Annotated in this window: 17 protein-coding genes and 3 tRNA genes; 14 read left to right on the top strand and 6 right to left on the bottom strand. The window is 70.7% G+C overall.

The window, feature by feature from the left end; all coding sequences use genetic code 11:
- Positions 1–69: 69 nt before the first annotated feature.
- Together BV453_RS12980 and BV453_RS12975 are read left to right on the top strand one after the other, a co-directional pair.
- Positions 70–813, top strand: a complete 744-nt coding sequence (locus BV453_RS12980) for a phosphotransferase (protein WP_249521779.1) — start codon at positions 70–72, stop codon at positions 811–813.
- Between the two features lie 35 nt (positions 814–848).
- On the top strand, positions 849–1,883 hold the full coding sequence (locus tag BV453_RS12975) for an alpha/beta hydrolase (RefSeq protein WP_249521778.1): 1,035 nt from the start codon (positions 849–851) through the stop codon (positions 1,881–1,883).
- 44 nt (positions 1,884–1,927) lie between these two features.
- Here the strand turns inward: BV453_RS12975 and BV453_RS12970 are convergent.
- The 3 genes from BV453_RS12970 to BV453_RS12960 form a co-directional block, all read right to left on the bottom strand.
- Positions 1,928–2,000, bottom strand: a tRNA-Phe gene (locus tag BV453_RS12970).
- A 68-nt stretch (positions 2,001–2,068) separates the two neighbouring features.
- Positions 2,069–2,142: transfer RNA gene (locus BV453_RS12965), tRNA-Asp, on the bottom strand.
- Between the two features lie 31 nt (positions 2,143–2,173).
- Positions 2,174–2,246, bottom strand: a tRNA-Glu gene (locus tag BV453_RS12960).
- A gap of 211 nt (positions 2,247–2,457) precedes the next feature.
- Between BV453_RS12960 and BV453_RS12955 the strand changes: the two genes are divergently transcribed.
- A complete protein-coding gene (locus BV453_RS12955) occupies positions 2,458–3,807 on the top strand; it encodes a M23 family metallopeptidase (RefSeq protein WP_249521777.1) in 1,350 nt (449 codons plus the stop codon).
- An 87-nt stretch (positions 3,808–3,894) separates the two neighbouring features.
- Here BV453_RS12955 and ppa read toward each other — a convergent pair whose 3' ends face one another.
- Together ppa and BV453_RS12945 are read right to left on the bottom strand one after the other, a co-directional pair.
- The gene (gene ppa / locus BV453_RS12950) at positions 3,895–4,386 is read right to left on the bottom strand and encodes an inorganic diphosphatase (RefSeq protein ID WP_025104593.1); all 492 of its coding nucleotides are present in this window, start codon (positions 4,384–4,386) and stop codon (positions 3,895–3,897) included.
- A gap of 44 nt (positions 4,387–4,430) precedes the next feature.
- Positions 4,431–5,087, bottom strand: coding sequence for a TMEM175 family protein (locus tag BV453_RS12945; RefSeq protein WP_249521776.1), 657 nt, complete (start codon positions 5,085–5,087; stop codon positions 4,431–4,433).
- Positions 5,088–5,154: 67 nt separating this feature from the next.
- Here BV453_RS12945 and tilS point away from each other — a divergent pair, with 67 nt between their 5' ends.
- The gene (tilS, locus tag BV453_RS12940) at positions 5,155–6,147 is read left to right on the top strand and encodes a tRNA lysidine(34) synthetase TilS (protein ID WP_249521775.1); all 993 of its coding nucleotides are present in this window, start codon (positions 5,155–5,157) and stop codon (positions 6,145–6,147) included.
- 26 nt (positions 6,148–6,173) lie between these two features.
- On the opposite strand, the gene BV453_RS12935 is transcribed toward tilS, so the two are convergent.
- Positions 6,174–6,764: a DUF937 domain-containing protein gene (locus BV453_RS12935; RefSeq protein ID WP_249521774.1), complete on the bottom strand. Its 591-nt coding sequence runs from the start codon at positions 6,762–6,764 to the stop codon at positions 6,174–6,176.
- Between the two features lie 121 nt (positions 6,765–6,885).
- On the opposite strand from BV453_RS12935, the gene hpt reads away from it, so the two are divergent.
- The 10 genes from hpt to BV453_RS12885 all read left to right on the top strand — a co-directional run bounded on the left by hpt (position 6,886) and on the right by BV453_RS12885 (position 15,724).
- The gene (hpt, locus tag BV453_RS12930; protein WP_017204674.1) at positions 6,886–7,437 is read left to right on the top strand and encodes a hypoxanthine phosphoribosyltransferase; all 552 of its coding nucleotides are present in this window, start codon (positions 6,886–6,888) and stop codon (positions 7,435–7,437) included.
- 120 nt (positions 7,438–7,557) lie between these two features.
- Positions 7,558–9,558: an ATP-dependent zinc metalloprotease FtsH gene (gene ftsH / locus BV453_RS12925; RefSeq protein ID WP_025104589.1), complete on the top strand. Its 2,001-nt coding sequence runs from the start codon at positions 7,558–7,560 to the stop codon at positions 9,556–9,558.
- A gap of 1 nt (position 9,559) precedes the next feature.
- Positions 9,560–10,171: a GTP cyclohydrolase I gene (gene folE / locus BV453_RS12920; protein WP_025104588.1), complete on the top strand. Its 612-nt coding sequence runs from the start codon at positions 9,560–9,562 to the stop codon at positions 10,169–10,171.
- Positions 10,168–10,977, top strand: a complete 810-nt coding sequence (gene folP, locus BV453_RS12915) for a dihydropteroate synthase (RefSeq protein ID WP_102207986.1) — start codon at positions 10,168–10,170, stop codon at positions 10,975–10,977. The genes folE and folP overlap by 4 nt, the downstream gene beginning before the upstream one ends.
- A 34-nt stretch (positions 10,978–11,011) precedes the next feature.
- Positions 11,012–11,407, top strand: a complete 396-nt coding sequence (gene folB, locus BV453_RS12910; RefSeq protein WP_085604020.1) for a dihydroneopterin aldolase — start codon at positions 11,012–11,014, stop codon at positions 11,405–11,407.
- A complete protein-coding gene (folK, locus tag BV453_RS12905; RefSeq protein WP_085604017.1) occupies positions 11,404–11,943 on the top strand; it encodes a 2-amino-4-hydroxy-6-hydroxymethyldihydropteridine diphosphokinase in 540 nt (179 codons plus the stop codon). Before folB ends, folK begins: the two co-directional genes overlap by 4 nt.
- A complete protein-coding gene (locus tag BV453_RS12900) occupies positions 11,940–12,422 on the top strand; it encodes a DUF3180 domain-containing protein (RefSeq protein ID WP_249521773.1) in 483 nt (160 codons plus the stop codon). The genes folK and BV453_RS12900 overlap by 4 nt, the downstream gene beginning before the upstream one ends.
- Positions 12,373–12,954: a PH domain-containing protein gene (locus tag BV453_RS12895; protein WP_060921542.1), complete on the top strand. Its 582-nt coding sequence runs from the start codon at positions 12,373–12,375 to the stop codon at positions 12,952–12,954. Before BV453_RS12900 ends, BV453_RS12895 begins: the two co-directional genes overlap by 50 nt.
- The gene (locus tag BV453_RS12890) at positions 12,951–15,029 is read left to right on the top strand and encodes a PH domain-containing protein (protein WP_249521772.1); all 2,079 of its coding nucleotides are present in this window, start codon (positions 12,951–12,953) and stop codon (positions 15,027–15,029) included. The genes BV453_RS12895 and BV453_RS12890 overlap by 4 nt, the downstream gene beginning before the upstream one ends.
- A gap of 2 nt (positions 15,030–15,031) precedes the next feature.
- Positions 15,032–15,724 (top strand): DUF2520 domain-containing protein, encoded by a 693-nt coding sequence (locus BV453_RS12885; protein WP_025104581.1) that lies wholly within the window; start codon positions 15,032–15,034, stop codon positions 15,722–15,724.
- The last annotated feature ends 26 nt before the right edge of the window (positions 15,725–15,750 follow it).

Below are 15,750 nucleotides of genomic sequence, written 5' to 3'. Positions count from 1 at the left end.
CCGGGGGAGGTATCCCTCGTCGCCCGGAGGAGTGATCTCTGCCGAAGGCGCCTCCGATAGCCTCGGGGGATGCGGGAGGAAGTCCTCGAGGGCGGCAATGCGAGCGGACCCGTCGTGCGGGTCGGGGACACCGTCCGCAAGGCGTGGACACCCGCGACCCCGCACGTCATCGCCTATGTGCGGGCGCTGCGGAATGGCGGCGTCGACGCGCCCGAACCGCTCGGCAGAGACGCGCAGGGGCGGCAGATCATCGAGTTCCTCCCCGGGACGCTCGCCATGGACGCCGCACCGCTCTCCGCCGCCGAGCTCGGCCGCGTGGGCGGGATGGTCCGCCGGATCCATGACGTCTCGGCGCGGTACGTCCCTGCTGCCGACGCGATCTGGGAGCCGCCCCTCTCGGCGCCCGCGCAGGAGCTCATCTGCCACAACGACCTGGCGCCGTGGAACCTGATGCTCGGCGACCGCTGGGTCTTCATCGACTGGGACGGCGCCTCCCCGAGCACCCGCTCATGGGACCTCGCCTTCTCCGCGCAGACGTTCGCGCTTCCGAATCCGACCCGGGACCCGGAGCGCTCCGCCGCCGACCTCGCGGCGTTCATCGACGGATACGGCGCCGACGAGGAGCTGCGCGCGGTGCTCCCGGACATGATGCGCCGGCGCACGCAGGCGATGCTCGACCTGCTGCGCTCGTCCGCGGAGACGGGGCGCGAGCCGTGGGGCACCATGTACCGCACGGGTCACGGGGCGCACTGGGCGGCGGTGCTCGACTACGTCACCGCGCATCGGGGTGTATGGCAGCGCGCGCTGGGATGACGTTCCGCCGGTCTGCTTCTCCTAGGGTGATCGACATGAGTGACGACGTCGGCCGCGCAGTGATCGCAGATCTGTGCCGGATCCCGAACCCGGAGTCGATCGACAGGACGACGTACGTCGACCTCGGCGGTGTCTCCCAGTTCGTCTCCATCCGTGGTCGCAGCACACGGAACCCCGTGCTCGTCGTCTGTCACGGCGGTCCTGCCCTCCCGTCGCTGCCCTCGTCGTGGGCCTGGCAACGCGGCGTGGAGGACTACTTCACGGTCGTCAACTACGACCAGCGCGCGAGCGGCAAGTCCGCGGAGTCCGTGTCCGAGGACGTGGACCTCAGCGTCGACCGGTACGTCGACGATCTCGTGGACCTGATCGCGTGGCTACAGGGCGAGCTGGGCGTGCAGAAGGTCGGGGTGCTCGGGCACAGCTGGGGGACGGTCCTCGGGCTCACCCTCGCCCGACGGCGTCCCGACCTGCTGTGGGCGTACGTCGGCGTCGGCCAGGTCATCTCCGGTCCCGAGAACGAGGAGGAGAGCTTCCGCCACGCGATGCGGAGTGCTGTCGCGGACGGGAACGAGCGGGCGATCTCCGAGCTGCGGGCGCTCGGGGAGTATCCCGGCGAGGAGCCGCTGACCGTCGAACGCATCGTGACCTGCCGGAGATGGGCGCAGTACTACGGCGGCCTCTCGGCGTATCGCTCCGACTTCGCGTACTTCACCGAGTCGCAGGAGCTGTCCCCGTATTACACGGACGCCGACCTGGGCCTCATCGGTGTCGGGCAGCGGGCGACCATGCCCGCGGTGCTGCCCGCCCTGCTCGGCTTCGACGCCCGCCATCAGACGGCGTTCGAGGTGCCGATGCTCCAGTTCCTCGGCCGGCACGACTGGACGACCCCCACCGGGCCGGTCGCCCGCTGGCTGGAGACCGTGACGGCGCCGTCGACGCACGTCGTGTGGTTCGAGAACTCCGCGCACCTCTGCATGTTCGAGGAACCGGGGAAGTTCCTGGTGAGCCTCGTGACCCACGCGCTGCCGCATGCGGTCGCCGCAGGGCAAAGCAAAACCCCCGCCATGTAGAAGCTAGGCGAGGGTTTCTGGGCTGATTGTAATGATCAGCCTTGTGGCTCCGACCGGCATCGATCCGGTGACCTTTCGATTTTCAGTCGAACGCTCTACCAACTGAGCTACAGAGCCGCGCGGCGATGATGCTGCCGCGTCCTAGACGAAGAGCCCTCTCCGAAGAAAGAGCTCGTCGCACGGAGCGACCCTGACGGGACTTGAACCCGCGACCTCCGCCGTGACAGGGCGGCACGCTAACCAACTGCGCTACAGGGCCATACTGGTGTTTTCAATTGTATCGGATGGAGTGACCCCAACGGGATTCGAACCCGTGCTACCGCCGTGAAAGGGCGGCGTCCTAGGCCGCTAAACGATGGGGCCGAGTCAGTCCCGGGGGACTTCCTTGCCGACGCTCAAGCATAAGGGATCATCCGGGCAAATCGCGAATCGAGGCCGGAACCCGCTTCCCCCGGGCGTGTTCGAGCGGGACCATGGAGGGGCCGGGGATGCCGTTCACGCCGCTCCAGGAGTCTGGTGCTGGTGTGAAAGTTGTTGTTACTGTGGCATCTGTGAAACCGGCGGAAGGGGCCGTGTGAACGACAAGACCACGCAGGATGCGGCACTCGCGGCATCCGCGGACTGCGGGTGTGCGCCCACCCCGACGGAGCGACGTACCCTCTTCGGCGACGGCATCAGCCGCCGCGGCGCTCTCGGACTCGGCGCGCTCAGCGTCGTCGCCCTCAGCGCGTTCGGCATCACGTCCGGAGTCACGGCCGCCCACGCCGCGTCGTACCCGAGCTGGGACGACGTGCAGAAAGCCAAGCAGAACGAGGCCTCCAAGGCTGCAGAGGTGAAGCGCATCGAGGGGCTGATCCAGTCGCTCACGCAGAAGGTCTCCGAGACGCAGGCCGCCGCCGAGGTCGCCTCGACCGAGTTCTACAACGCGCAGCAGGCCTACTTCGCCGCGATCGCGGAGGCCGATTCGCTGCAGGAGAAGGCGGACGCGCAGGCCGCCGTCGCCGACGAGTCCGCCCGCAAGGCCGGTCAGGTCGCCGCCCAGCTCTATCGCAACGGCGGTGACGACACCTCGCTGGAGCTGTTCTTCGCGGGCTCCGCAGCCAACGCCGACGAGCTCCTCGCCCGCCTCGGCTCGATGGACAAGCTCCTCGAGTACAACCAGACCGTCTACAACGACGCGGTCGCCGCGCGGAACTCCGCGCAGTCCCTCAGCGACCAGGCGGTCGTCGCCCGGGACGAGCGCGACCGGCTCCAGAAGATCGCCGAAGAGAAGATGGTCGCAGCGCAGCAGGCCGCCGACGCCGCCCAGGCCGCTCTCGACGAGCAGTCGGCGAACCTCGCCACGATGCAGGCCCAGCTCGCCGCGCTGAAGGACACCACCGCGACCACCGTCGCCGGGTACCAGAAGGGCGTCGAGGAGCGCGAGAAGGAGCGCAAGCGCCGCGAAGCCGCCGAGGCCGCTGCGAACGCCGGGGGGAACAGCGGCGGAGGCGGAACCCCGGGAAGCGGCGGTTGGGTGCGTCCGCATGGCGGCTACCGCAGCTCCGGCTACGGCCCCCGTTCGCAGCAGTGCAACGCCAACGGCTGCTCTTCGAGCTGGCACTACGGCGTCGACCTCGCGAACGGCTGCGGCGCGGCGATCTACGCGGCCCATTCCGGCACGGTCGACGCGGCCTTCTACAACGGCGGCTACGGCAACTACGTCCGCATCCAGCACGGCGGCGGCATCGCCACCGGCTACGCGCACATCAAGCCCGGCGGGTTCGCCGTGCGCAGCGGCCAGTGGGTCGAGGCCGGACAGGTCATCGCCTACGCGGGCAACACCGGCGGCTCCTTCGGCTGTCACCTGCACTTCGAGGTCTACATCAACGGCCGCTACACGAACCCCATCGACTTCATGGCGGGCAAGGGCATCTCCGTCTGACGGACGGCTGGACAGCAGAAGACCCCCGGACGCCTGGCGTCCGGGGGTCTTCGCTTCGACAGGCTCAGCGACCCAGAGAGGGTCGGGTCAGTGGCCCTGCTCGCCGAAGCGGACGATGGCCTCGTCGAGGATGCGCTGCGCCTCGGCGGCGTTGCCCCACTCGTCGACCTTGACCCACTTGTTGGGCTCGAGGTCCTTGTAGTGCTCGAAGAAGTGCGCGATCTCCTTCTTCGTGTACTCCGGCACATCGTCGATGTCCTGGATGTGCGCCCAGCGCGGGTCCTTGGAGAGCACGGCGACGAGCTTGTCGTCTCCGCCGGCCTCGTCGCTCATCTTCAGCACGGCGACGGGGCGGACCTCGACGACGACGCCGGGGTAGATCTGGTGGTCGAGGAGCACCAGCACGTCGAGCGGGTCGCCGTCCTCGCCGAGCGTGTTGTCGAAGTAGCCGTAGTCGGCCGGGTAGCCGAAGGTCGTGTAGAGCACGCGGTCGAGGTGCACTCGCCCGGTCTCGTGGTCGACCTCGTACTTCACGCGGCTGCCGCGCGGGATCTCGATGACGGCGTCGTGTGCGCCCATGCGTGTGCTCCTCAGGAAGATCGGTTGGGATGCCGCGGACCAGCCTACTCGGGGGTCGCGGGATGGCTGTCCCGGTGCCGCCGCTGGACGATCCGGTTCAGGAGGCGTGAGAGAGGACTGCTCAACAGGAGGACCAGCAACCCCAGGTATCCGTTCGGCGACGCGGCGACGGCGATGACCAGGGCGATCGCGAAAAGGACGATCGCCGCGAGATCACCGGCGATTCCGCCGCGGATCACCGCCGGGGGTGTCGTGATGAGCTCCCCGTGCCGCTGCAGATAGAGCCAGCCGGCGAGCGTCGTGACCTGCGTCAGAAGGAGCGTGCCGATGTAGAGGACCGCCTGCAGAGGGTCGGGCTCCATCTGACCGATCATCGCCGTCGGCACTGGCAGCCACACGATGGTCGCCATCCACGCCACGTTGATCCACAGCAGCGCCGGCGTGACCGCCTGGACGTCCCGGTACTGACTGTGGTGCCCCATCCAGAACACCGCGATGAGGAGGAAGCTCAATCCGAAGCTCAGAAGTTGGCCCGCGTGTGCGGCGAGGAACTCTGCCGTATCCAGGTGATCGGCGGCCGCCTCGGCGACCGAGTCCGTGAGCGGCAGGATCAGCAACGTCATCGCGATCGCCACGACCGCATCGACGAACGCCTTGAAGCGCTCAGGGCGGAACGACGGAGCAGGGGAGCGACCGGTCACGGCGCCAGGATAGCCCTGCGCGGTTTCGGGCGACACGGCAGCCGAGACGGTGCCCTAGCGTGGAGGGATGCCATCCCTCGACCCCGCCGTCGCCGAGATCCGCCTCGCCGTGCGCACCGCGCTCGCCGACCTGCCCGAGGGCTCGACCGTCGTCGTCGCGGTGTCCGGCGGTGCCGACTCGCTCGCACTGGCGGCGGCCACCGCGTTCGAGGCCGCGAAAGTCGGGGTGCGTGCGACCGCGGTGACGGTCGACCACGGTCTGCAGGACGGGTCCGCCGACGTCGCGGCGGAGACGGCGCGCATCGCCGGACGGCTCGGGCTCGAGGCGCTCGTCGTCCGCGTCGAGGTCGACGGCGACGGTGGTCCGGAGGCGGCCGCGCGCGACGCGCGCTACCGCGTGCTCCGGGACGCGGCGGGCGACATCGGCGCGCGGGCGGTCCTGCTCGGTCACACGCTCGACGATCAGGCGGAGACGGTCCTGCTCGGACTCACCCGCGGCTCCGGGGCGACGAGCCTGCAGGGCATGGCGCCGGACCGGGAGGACGATGACGGCCTCCGGTGGCTGCGCCCGCTGCTCGGCGTGCGCCGCGAGACCACCCGTGCGTTCTGCGCCGCGGCGGAGCTGCAGCCGTGGGACGACCCCCACAACACCGATGACCGCTACACGCGCGTGCGGGTGCGTCGCCACGTGCTCCCGGTGCTGGAGACGCAACTCGGCCCGGGCATCGCCGAGGCGTTGGCGCGCACGGCCGAGCAGCTCCGGGAGGACGCGGAGGCGTTCGACGAGATGATCCACGAGACGATCGAGGACATCGTCGAGCACGCCGAGGCCGGGATCTCGGTGAGCGTCGCCGCGCTCGCCGCCAACCCGGCCGCGCTGCGCAACCGCATCATCCGTCTCGTGGTCGACAGCGAGTTCGGGGCGAGCCTGAGCCGCGCGCAGACGATCGAGGTCGCCCGCCTCGTGACCGACTGGTCGGGTCAGGGCCCGATCGACCTGCCGGGGTGCGCCGCCGTGCGCCAGGGCGGCCGGATCGTGTTCACCGCCGCGACCCGCTGAACCGCGGGCCGCGGCGGCGTCGCGTCCTACTTCTTGCCGCCGAAGAGGCCGCCGAGGATGCCGCCGAGGTCGATGCCGCCGCCGGAGCCGCTCTTGCCGCCGCCGAGGAGGCCACCCAGCACGTCACCCAACCCGCCGCCGGAGCCGGAGTCGCCGCCGCCGAGGATGCCGCCGATGACGTCGCCGATCCCGCCGGAGCCCTCCGTGCCCGCGTCCGCCTTCGCCGTCTTGTCCTTGGTCGCGTTGGCGATGAGGCCCATCACGATGGGCGCGAGGATGGGGAGGAGCTTTCCGAAGTCGATTCCCGGAGTCGCCTTCGAATCCGTCAGCTCCTTCGTGACCTCCTTCTCCTTCCCGCCGAGGATGTGGGAGACGATCTTCTCGCCGTCCTCCTGATCGATGTCGTCGATCGTCGCCGGGCTCGACGCGCCGCGGTGCTTGCCGAGGGCCTTCTCGATGGCCGCCGACCCCTCGGAGCTCTCCGCGTTCTTGGCCAGCCCGCCGAGGAGCACGGCGCCGCCCTGCTCGACCGCGACCTTGGCCTCGTCGCGCGACACTCCGAGCTTCTGCGCGATGTCGTCGAGGGGGACCTGGCTGAGGATGTCTTGGGTCGCCATGGGGATCTCCTTCCGTCGGGGCGTGCGCCCGCGTCACCGTCAGAGTAGTGCGGTGTCGCCCTGCGGGGGAGGGTACGCGCCCGCGACCGCAGCACACTGCCGCGTCGCCTAAAATCGATCCATGCGCGCCGCGGAGATCCAGGACGACCTTGCACAGATCCTCGTCACCGAGGAGGAGATCCACGCCAAGCTCGACGAGCTCGCGGCGCAGGTCGCGAAGGACTACGAGGGCAAGGACCTCATCCTCGTCGGCGTGCTGAAGGGCGCGGTCATGGTCATGGCCGACTTCGCACGCGCGCTGCCCTTCCACGCGCCGATGGACTGGATGGCGGTGTCCAGCTACGGCGCCAGCACGAAGTCGAGCGGTGTCGTGCAGATCCGGAAGGACCTCGACACCGACCTGCACGGCAAGCACGTGCTCATCGTCGAGGACATCATCGACTCCGGCCTCACCCTGAGCTGGCTCCTGGAGAACTTCGAGTCCCGCGGTGCGGAGTCGATCGAGGTCCTCGCGCTGCTGCGCAAGCCGGAGGCCGCGAAGGTCGAGATCGACTGCAAGTACGTCGGCTTCGACATCCCCGTGGAATTCGTCGTCGGCTACGGGCTCGACTACGCCGAGCGCTACCGCAACCTCCGCGACGTCGCCGTGCTGGCACCGCACGTCTACAGCTGACGCTTCGACAGGCTCAGCGGCCCAGGCGGGCCCAGGACCCGGGCGGCAGCGCCGAGGGCGTTGCGCCGTGGGTGAACGCACAGCGGCCCCCTAGCACGGAGGCGATACGCTGATCCGACCATGGATGTGAAGAAGCTCACCCGCAATCCGCTGATCTACGTCGCTCTGATCGGCGTGCTGCTCTTCGGCGGATTCCTGCTGATCTCGAACCTCGGTGCGCCGAAGCAGATCACGACGCAGGAGGGGCTCGAGCTGCTCTCCGGCAAGACCGTGACCGAGGTCGTCACCACCGACGGCGATCAGCGCGTGGACATGACGCTGTCCAAGCCGTTCGAGGGCTCCGAGAACGTCCAGTTCTACTACGTCGAGGCCCGGGCCGACGAGGTGGTCTCCGCCATCGATGCGGCCGCCCCGAAGGACGGCTTCAACGACGCCGTGCCGCGCGCGACCTGGTTCGACGGCTTCCTCTCCCTGCTGCTTCCCCTCGTGCTGCTCGGCCTGCTGTTCTGGTGGCTCCTGTCGTCCATGCAGGGCGGCGGCGGCAAGGTCATGCAGTTCGGCAAGTCCAAGGCCAAGCTCGTCAACAAGGAGACCCCGACGGTCACCTTCGCCGACGTCGCCGGTGCCGACGAGGCCATCGAGGAGCTCCACGAGATCAAGGAGTTCCTGCAGGACCCGGCGAAGTTCCAGGCCATCGGCGCCCGCATCCCGAAGGGCGTGCTCCTGTACGGCCCTCCCGGAACCGGGAAGACCCTCCTCGCCCGCGCCGTCGCCGGCGAGGCAGGAGCCCCGTTCTACTCGATCTCCGGTTCCGACTTCGTCGAGATGTTCGTCGGCGTCGGCGCCTCCCGCGTGCGCGACCTGTTCAGCCAGGCCAAGGAGAACGCTCCCGCCATCATCTTCATCGACGAGATCGACGCCGTCGGCCGTCACCGCGGCGCCGGCATGGGCGGCGGCAACGACGAGCGCGAGCAGACGCTGAACCAGATGCTCGTCGAGATGGACGGCTTCGACCCGAACGCGAACGTCATTGTGATCGCGGCCACCAACCGTCCCGACATCCTCGACCCCGCACTGCTGCGCCCCGGCCGCTTCGACCGTCAGATCGGTGTCGACGCCCCCGACCTCAAGGGCCGCCAGAAGATCCTCGAGGTGCACAGCAAGGGCAAGCCGCTGTCGAAGAACGTCGACCTCGAGGTCGTCGCTCGCAAGACCCCCGGCTTCACCGGTGCCGACCTGGCGAACGTGCTCAACGAGGCCGCGCTGCTCACGGCCCGCTCGAACGCGCAGCTCATCGACAACCGCGCCCTCGACGAGGCCATCGACCGCGTCATCGCCGGTCCGCAGCGTCGCACTCGCGTGATGAAGGACAAGGAGAAGCTCATCACGGCGTACCACGAGGGCGGACACGCGCTCGCGGCGGCGGCGATGAACTACACCGACCCCGTGACGAAGATCACGATCCTGCCCCGCGGCAAGGCGCTGGGCTACACGATGGTGCTGCCGCTGGACGACAAGTACTCCGTGACCCGCAACGAGCTGCAGGACCAGCTCACCTACGCGATGGGTGGTCGCGTGGCCGAGGAGCTCGTCTTCCACGACCCCACCACCGGCGCCTCCAACGACATCGAGAAGGCGACCTCGATCGCCCGAAAGATGGTCATCGAGTACGGCATGACGACGCAGGTCGGTCCGGTTAAGCTCGGCACCGAGGGCGGCGACATGTTCGTCGCGCGCGACATGGGCCGTGGCCGCGAGTACTCCGAGAAGGTCGCGGAGCGTGTCGATGCCGAGGTGCGAGCGCTCATCGAGCAGGCGCACAACGAGGCGTACGCGGTGCTCAGCGAGAACCGGGACATCCTCGACCGTCTCGCCCTCGCGCTCCTCGAGGAGGAGACCCTCGACCACAACCGCATCGCCGAGATCTTCACCGAGGTGAAGAAGCTCCCCGAGCGTCCGCTGTGGCTGTCCAGCGAGGACCGCCCGGTCTCGGAGCGGCCGCCGATCGAGGTCCCGAAGAAGGACGTCTCGCTCGCCGCCTCCGTCGAGGCGCCGACGGCCCCGCCGCGTCCGCAGCAGGGCTCCGCCGGAGCGGGCAACCCTCGTCCCGCGACGGCGTGACGTGACCGTCGACAAGGGACGCGTCGAGCGGCTCACCAGGGAACTCCTGGAGGCGATCGGCGAGGACCCCGATCGTCCGGGGATCAAGCAGACGCCCTCCCGGATGGCCGAGCTCTACGCGGAGTTCTTCGCCGGGGTGGGCGAGGATCCCGCCGAGCCGCTCGCCCACACGATCAGCGTGACCCGCGGGCCGGCGCCGGACACCCTGCCGTCCGGCGCGGTGCTGCTGCGCGACATCCGCTTCCGCTCGGTGTGCGAGCACCACCTCCTGCCTTTCGCAGGGCACGCGCACATCGCCTACCTTCCGGGCGAGCAGGTCGTCGGCCTCGGTGCGCTCGTGCGCGTCGTGGAGATCCTCGCCGCGCGGCCGCAGGTGCAGGAGCGGCTGGGGGAGCAGATCGCCGACACGATCGCCGAGAACCTCGACGCGCGCGGCGTGCTCGTCGTGCTCGATGCCAGCCACGGCTGCGTGACGATGCGGGGCGGGCGGCAGACCGAGGCCTCGACGCTGACCATCGCGGCGCGCGGGGTCTACACGGATCCCGTGGCACGCGCGGAGCTGGTGACCCTGATCGGCATGACCGTGCCGGGGGCCGGGACGTCGCGCGCATGACCGGCATCTGGGGCATCGTCAACGTCACCCCCGACTCGTTCAGCGACGGCGGGCGGTATCTCGACGCAGACCGCGCGGTCGCCCACGGCCTTCGCCTGCGCGCGGAAGGGGCGTCCGTCCTCGACGTCGGGGGCGAGTCGACCCGGCCGGGCGCGGAACGCGTCGGGGTGGACGAGGAGCAGCGCCGCGTCCTTCCGGTGGTCGAACAGCTCGCGGCGGCCGGCGCCGTCGTCAGCATCGACACCCTCAACGCGTCGACCGCCGCGGCCGCCGTGCGCGCGGGGGCGCGCATCGTCAACGACGTCTCCGGCGGACTGGCCGACCCCGACATGCGCGCCGCGGTGGCGGAGTCGGGTGCCGACTTCGCGATCGGGCACTGGCGGGGCTTCTCCGCCGACATGTACGCGAACGCCGATTACCGCCGCGTCGCCCGAGAGGTGGCCGGCGAACTGCGCGAGCGCATCGGGGAGGCGGCCGCCGCCGGGATCGCGCCCTCCCGCCTGATCGTCGACCCCGGTATCGGGTTCGCCAAGGCCGGTGCCCAGAACTGGGACGTGCTGCGGGGCCTCGACGAGATCGTGGGTCTCGGCTTCCGCGTGCTGGTCGGGACGTCGCGCAAGCGCTTCCTCGCCGACGTCCTGCAGGAGGCGGCCCCGGGCGGTGACGGCGTGTCCGAGGAGCGCCGGGACCTGGCCACCGCGGTGACGAGTGCGCTCGCGATGCGCGCCGGCGCCTGGGCGGTGCGCGTGCACGACGTCGCGGCCACCCGCGACGCCCTCGCGATCACCCGCGCCTGGGAAGGCTGAGTGCGAGGTCGGAGCGTCGCCGTACCCTAGAGGCATGGACTTCCTCGACGAGATCGTGCTGACAGGGCTGACCGTGTTCGGCCACCACGGCGTCTACCCGCACGAGCGGGAGAACGGACAGGAGTTCACGGTCGACCTCCGGCTGCGGCTCTCCCTCGAACAGGCCGCCGCGTCCGACGATGTGGCCGACACCGTGCATTACGGCGAGCTCGCGGAGCGGGTGGCCGCCGTCGTCGCGGGGGAGCCGGTGAACCTCATCGAGACCCTGGCCGAGCGGATCGCGGACGTCGCCCTCGGTGACCGCCGCGTGCAGCAGGTGACCGTCACGGTGCACAAGCCGCAGGCGCCGATCGCCCTGACCTTCGGCGACGTGGCTGTGACGGTGCATCGGACGCGGGCTCCGGAGTCGCTGGAGGACATCACCACATGAGCCGCAACCTCACCCGCCCGCCGGAGGTGCCGGGCCCCCGAGCTCCGCGCCCCGAGACGGTGGCGGTCGTCGCGCTCGGCGCCAATCTCGGAGACCGCGAGGAGACGATCCGCGCCGCGGCCGCGCGCATCGCTCGGCTGCCGCTCGTCTCGGACGTGCGCCTGTCGCGCCTGTTCGAGACGGTGGCGCTGCGCGTGGACGGCCCCGATCCGGACGCCCCCGGGTACGTGAACGCGGTGGCCCTGGTGACCACCCGGCTCGCTCCCGAGATCCTCCTCGGCATGCTTCACGCCATCGAGGACGAGAACGGCCGCGTGCGCGGCGAGCGGTGGGGCGACCGCACCCTCGACCTCGACCTCATCGCCTATGGCGACGTCGTCTCGGACGACCCCCGCATCCAGCTGCCGCATCCGCGGGCGGCGGAGCGGCTGTTCGTCCTGGAGCCGTGGCTCGACGTCGACCCCGACGCCGAGCTCGTGGGGCGCGGCCGGGTCGCCGATCTGGCGGCGGACCTTCGCGCGCGAGGCGAGGGATGAAGCGCACCTCCGCCGGACTTCTCGCCGTCCTCGCGCTCGTCGGCGCCGGGGCCGGCTTCATCCTCGACCAGATGCTCACGGCGTCGGGGCGGGCCACGTTCACGCCGTCCCTCTTCCTCCCGGTGCTGCTCGTCCTCATCGCGGGCGCATCGCTCGGGGTGGCCTGGCCGGTGCGGCGCAGCGTCCGCTCCGGGGTGCGCATCGACCCGTTCCGTGCCCTCCGGGCCGCGACCCTCGCGCGGGCGTCGAGTCTGCTGGGGGCGATCCTGGCGGGCTTCGGGGCAGGACTGCTGGCCTTCCTCCTCACGCGCCCCATCGATCCCCCGATAGGGTCGACTGTGGCCATGGTGGCGCTGATCGCGAGTGCGGTCGTGCTCGTCATCGCCGCTCTCGTCGCCGAACAGTTCTGCACCCTGCCGAAGGATCCTGATGACTCAGAACCCAGAGACCGCGCCCCTGAACCCGGCGGAGGGCACTGACCTCGGCGCCCTCGACCAGGGCACCTACACGGGCCTGCGCACGGCGCGCAACGAGGCCCGCCTCGAGCTCGACGGCACCTGGCACCAGATCTCGCCGCGCTACGTGGTGTCGCAGATCGTGCAGAACGTCATCTTCCTGGCGATCGTCGTGGCGGCGGCCGTCGTGCTGAACATCGTGCTCGAACAGGACTGGGTGTGGATCCCGGCCGGGGTCATCATCCTCATCACCCTCGTGACGCTGGTGATCCTCCCGCGTCAGGCGCGGGCGATCGGCTACATGCTGCGGGCGGACGACATCGTGTTCCGCAAGGGCATCCTCTGGCAGCGCATGATCGCCGTGCCGTACGGTCGCATGCAGCTCGTCGACATCACCCAGGGGCCTCTCGACCGGGCGTTCGGCATCTCCCAGCTCAAGATGGTCACCGCGGCGGCCACCACCGGCGTGCAGATCCCCGGCCTCACCCAGGCGGCGGCCGAGGCGCTGCGCGACACGCTCATCCAGGTCGCCGAGACCCGCCGGACCGGACTGTGAGCGAGTCGCAGCTCCCCACCGCCGCGCCGGGGCAGACCTCCGCGGGCGCACCGTCGACGCACCTCGCGGACGGCGAATGGCATCGGATGCATCCGCTGACGCCGCTCTTCAAGGGCGGCCTGGCGCTCATCATCGTCGGCGGCATCGTGATCGCGAACATGCGCGACCGCGTCATCGCCTGGCTCGTCGGGCAGTTCGCGCCGGAGGAGGCGCACTACGACGACTACACCGGCGGCGACCCGGTGGACTGGGTGATCGCCAACAACTTCGCCCTGATCGCGCTGCTGGGTGTCCTGGCGCTCGTCGTGGTGCTCGTGGCCGTCTTCTGGTTCGTCTGGCGCTTCCAGCAGTTCCGGATCACCGGGGAGCACGTCGAGGTGCGCAAGGGAATCATCTTCCGGTCGCACCGTCGCGCCCCGCTCGACCGTGTGCAGGGTGTGAACCTCACGCGGCCGTTCCCGGCACGCATCATCGGCCTCGCGAAGCTCGAGGTCGTCGGCGCGGGCACCGACGCGAACGTCGCGCTCGAGTACCTGGCGACGCCGCGCGCCGAAGGCGTGCGCGCCGAGATCCTGCGCCTGGCCTCCGGGGCTCGTGCCGCGCGGCACGCGGCGTTGGATCCGCAGGGCGCAGCGACGCCGGGCGGGACCGCTCCGGCTTCCACCCGGGCACAGCTCGTCGGCTCGATGAACGAGGGCGTCAACGGCCTGCTCGCCGGTGTGGACCTGCAGGACGTCGTCCCCGAGAGCGTCGTCAAGATCCCGGCCGGCCGGCTGATCGGCTCGCAGCTCATCTCCGGGCTGCTGTGGCTGGTCTTCTTCGGCGTGATCTTCGCGATCGCGATCGGCAGCACCCTCATCGGCATCCTCGTCGACGGCGATCCCGACGGCGGGATCGTCCTCCTCGGCATCGGTCTCGGCATGGGCGTCCCCATGGTCATCGCCGTGGTCGGTATCACGTGGGCGCAGATCTCCAAGTCGCTGCGCTACTCCATCGCACCCACCCCCGACGGCGTGCGCATCACCTACGGGCTGCTCACCACCGTCACCGAGACCCTGCCGCCCGGCCGCATCTTCGCGGTCGAGGTGTCGCAGTCCCTGCTCTGGCGGCCGTTCGGCTGGTGGACCATCAAGATCAACCGGATGAGCGGCAAGAGTGCCGCGCAGCAGTCGTCGAGCAGCGGTCAGCAGTTCAACGTCGTGCTTCCGGTCGGCAAGCGCGCGGACGTGGAGCGGGTGCTGTCGCTCGTGCTGCCCGACGTGCCGGCTGAGAGCATCCCCGCGCTGTGGGACCAGGGCGTCGTCGGTCCGACCGACGCCGACCCCTACCGGACGATGCCGCGCCGGGCCTGGTGGCGGCGACCGTTCTCCTGGAAGCGCCACGGCTATACGGTGACGACGGACGGCCTGCTCCTGCGCCGCGGCATCGTGTGGCGCAAGCTCGCGGTCTTCCCGCTCGCGCGTCTCCAGGGCGTTTCGCTGAGCCAGGGGCCTATCGACCGGGCCCAGGGGGTCTCCGGTGCACAGGTGCACACCGTGCCCGGGCCGATCACCGGCCTCCTCTCCGGGCTCGAGCGCGCGGACGCCCTCGCACTGCTCAACGAGGTCAGCGTCGCCGCGGCCGAGGCGGCGTCCCGAGACCACACGCACCGCTGGAGCGAGCACGCCGCGGGAGATCCGGTGGCGCCGCCCGCTCCGCCGGTGTTCGGTGGTCCTGCGACGCCGGCGTCTCCCGCGTTCGGAGGGGCGGCATCCGCTCCGCCTGCTCCGCCCGCTCCACCGGCTCCGTTCGCGCCGCCTGCTCCGCCGACCGGTGTTCCGGGGTCGGCGACTCCGCCGGTCCCGCCCGTCCGGACTCCTCCGGTGACGCCGCCGCCGGCTCCGCCGGTCACGGCGCCTCCGGTCGCGCCGCCGCCGGCCCCGCCGGTCACGGCGCCCCCGGTCGCGCCGCCGCCCGCTCCGCCGGTCGCGCCGCCACCGCCGCAGACGGCTGCCCCCTCGACCTCTCCGGCGCCGACCGCTCCGACCCCGCCACCCACCCCGCCGGCGCGACCGGACACGTCGCGCGAGGAGTGAGCGTGGTGCGCGACGGGCGCCTGGGCGTCGGCATCGTCGGGGCCGGGCGCGTCGGTCCGGTGATCGGCGCGGCACTGGCCGGAGCCGGGCACGCGATCATCGGGATCACGAGCGGATCGGACGACGAGCGTGCGTCCGCGGTGCTCCCTGGCGTCCCGGTGCTGGACACGCAGGAGGTCGTGCGGCGCGCCGAACTGGTGATCCTCGCGGTCCCCTCCGCCGAGCTTCCGTCCCTCGTCTCGGGCATCGCGGAGGTCGGCGGGTGGCAGATCGGCCAGCTCGTCCTGCACACCGATCCGGCGCAGGGCATCGAGGTCCTGCGCCCGGCGGCGGAGCGCGGTGCCATCCCGTTGGCGGTGCACCCGGCGATCACGTTCACGGGGACCTCGATCGACCTCCGACAGCTGCAGGCGGGCTTCGCGGCGGTCACCGCTCCCGCCGCCGTGCTCCCGATCGCCCAGGCGCTGGCCGTGGAGATGGGGTGCGAACCGGTGGTCATCGCGGAAGCCGACCGTGCCGTCTACGCCGACGCGATCGCCACGGCCACGGAGTTCTCCCGCTCGATCATCGGACAGTCGACCTCGCGGCTCCGTGACATCGGGGTCGAGAACCCGGGTGGCTTCCTGTCGGCTCTGGTGCAGTCGACGGTCGAGCGGGCGCTGCGCGACGCCTCGGACCCGCCCCCGCTGGTCTGATCGCCGTCCCGGCGCGGCGTCTCGGG

This window comes from Microbacterium sp. ER1 (genome assembly GCF_023383675.1).
Taxonomy (GTDB): domain Bacteria; phylum Actinomycetota; class Actinomycetes; order Actinomycetales; family Microbacteriaceae; genus Microbacterium.
The sequence above is the reverse complement of the archived record's forward strand: the minus strand, read 5'-3'. Positions and strand labels throughout refer to the sequence as shown.

Coding starts and splice junctions, on each gene's coding strand:
- BV453_RS12975 (WP_249521778.1), top strand. CDS start 849: ATGAGTGACGACGTCGGCCGCGCAGTGATCGCAGATCTGTGCCGGATC.
- folB (WP_085604020.1), top strand. CDS start 11,012: ATGGACTTCCTCGACGAGATCGTGCTGACAGGGCTGACCGTGTTCGGC.
- BV453_RS12900 (WP_249521773.1), top strand. CDS start 11,940: ATGAAGCGCACCTCCGCCGGACTTCTCGCCGTCCTCGCGCTCGTCGGC.
- BV453_RS12980 (WP_249521779.1), top strand. CDS start 70: ATGCGGGAGGAAGTCCTCGAGGGCGGCAATGCGAGCGGACCCGTCGTG.
- ftsH (WP_025104589.1), top strand. CDS start 7,558: ATGGATGTGAAGAAGCTCACCCGCAATCCGCTGATCTACGTCGCTCTG.
- BV453_RS12935 (WP_249521774.1), bottom strand. CDS start 6,764: ATGGCGACCCAAGACATCCTCAGCCAGGTCCCCCTCGACGACATCGCG.
- tilS (WP_249521775.1), top strand. CDS start 5,155: ATGCCATCCCTCGACCCCGCCGTCGCCGAGATCCGCCTCGCCGTGCGC.
- hpt (WP_017204674.1), top strand. CDS start 6,886: ATGCGCGCCGCGGAGATCCAGGACGACCTTGCACAGATCCTCGTCACC.
- folK (WP_085604017.1), top strand. CDS start 11,404: ATGAGCCGCAACCTCACCCGCCCGCCGGAGGTGCCGGGCCCCCGAGCT.
- folP (WP_102207986.1), top strand. CDS start 10,168: ATGACCGGCATCTGGGGCATCGTCAACGTCACCCCCGACTCGTTCAGC.
- ppa (WP_025104593.1), bottom strand. CDS start 4,386: ATGGGCGCACACGACGCCGTCATCGAGATCCCGCGCGGCAGCCGCGTG.
- BV453_RS12895 (WP_060921542.1), top strand. CDS start 12,373: ATGACTCAGAACCCAGAGACCGCGCCCCTGAACCCGGCGGAGGGCACT.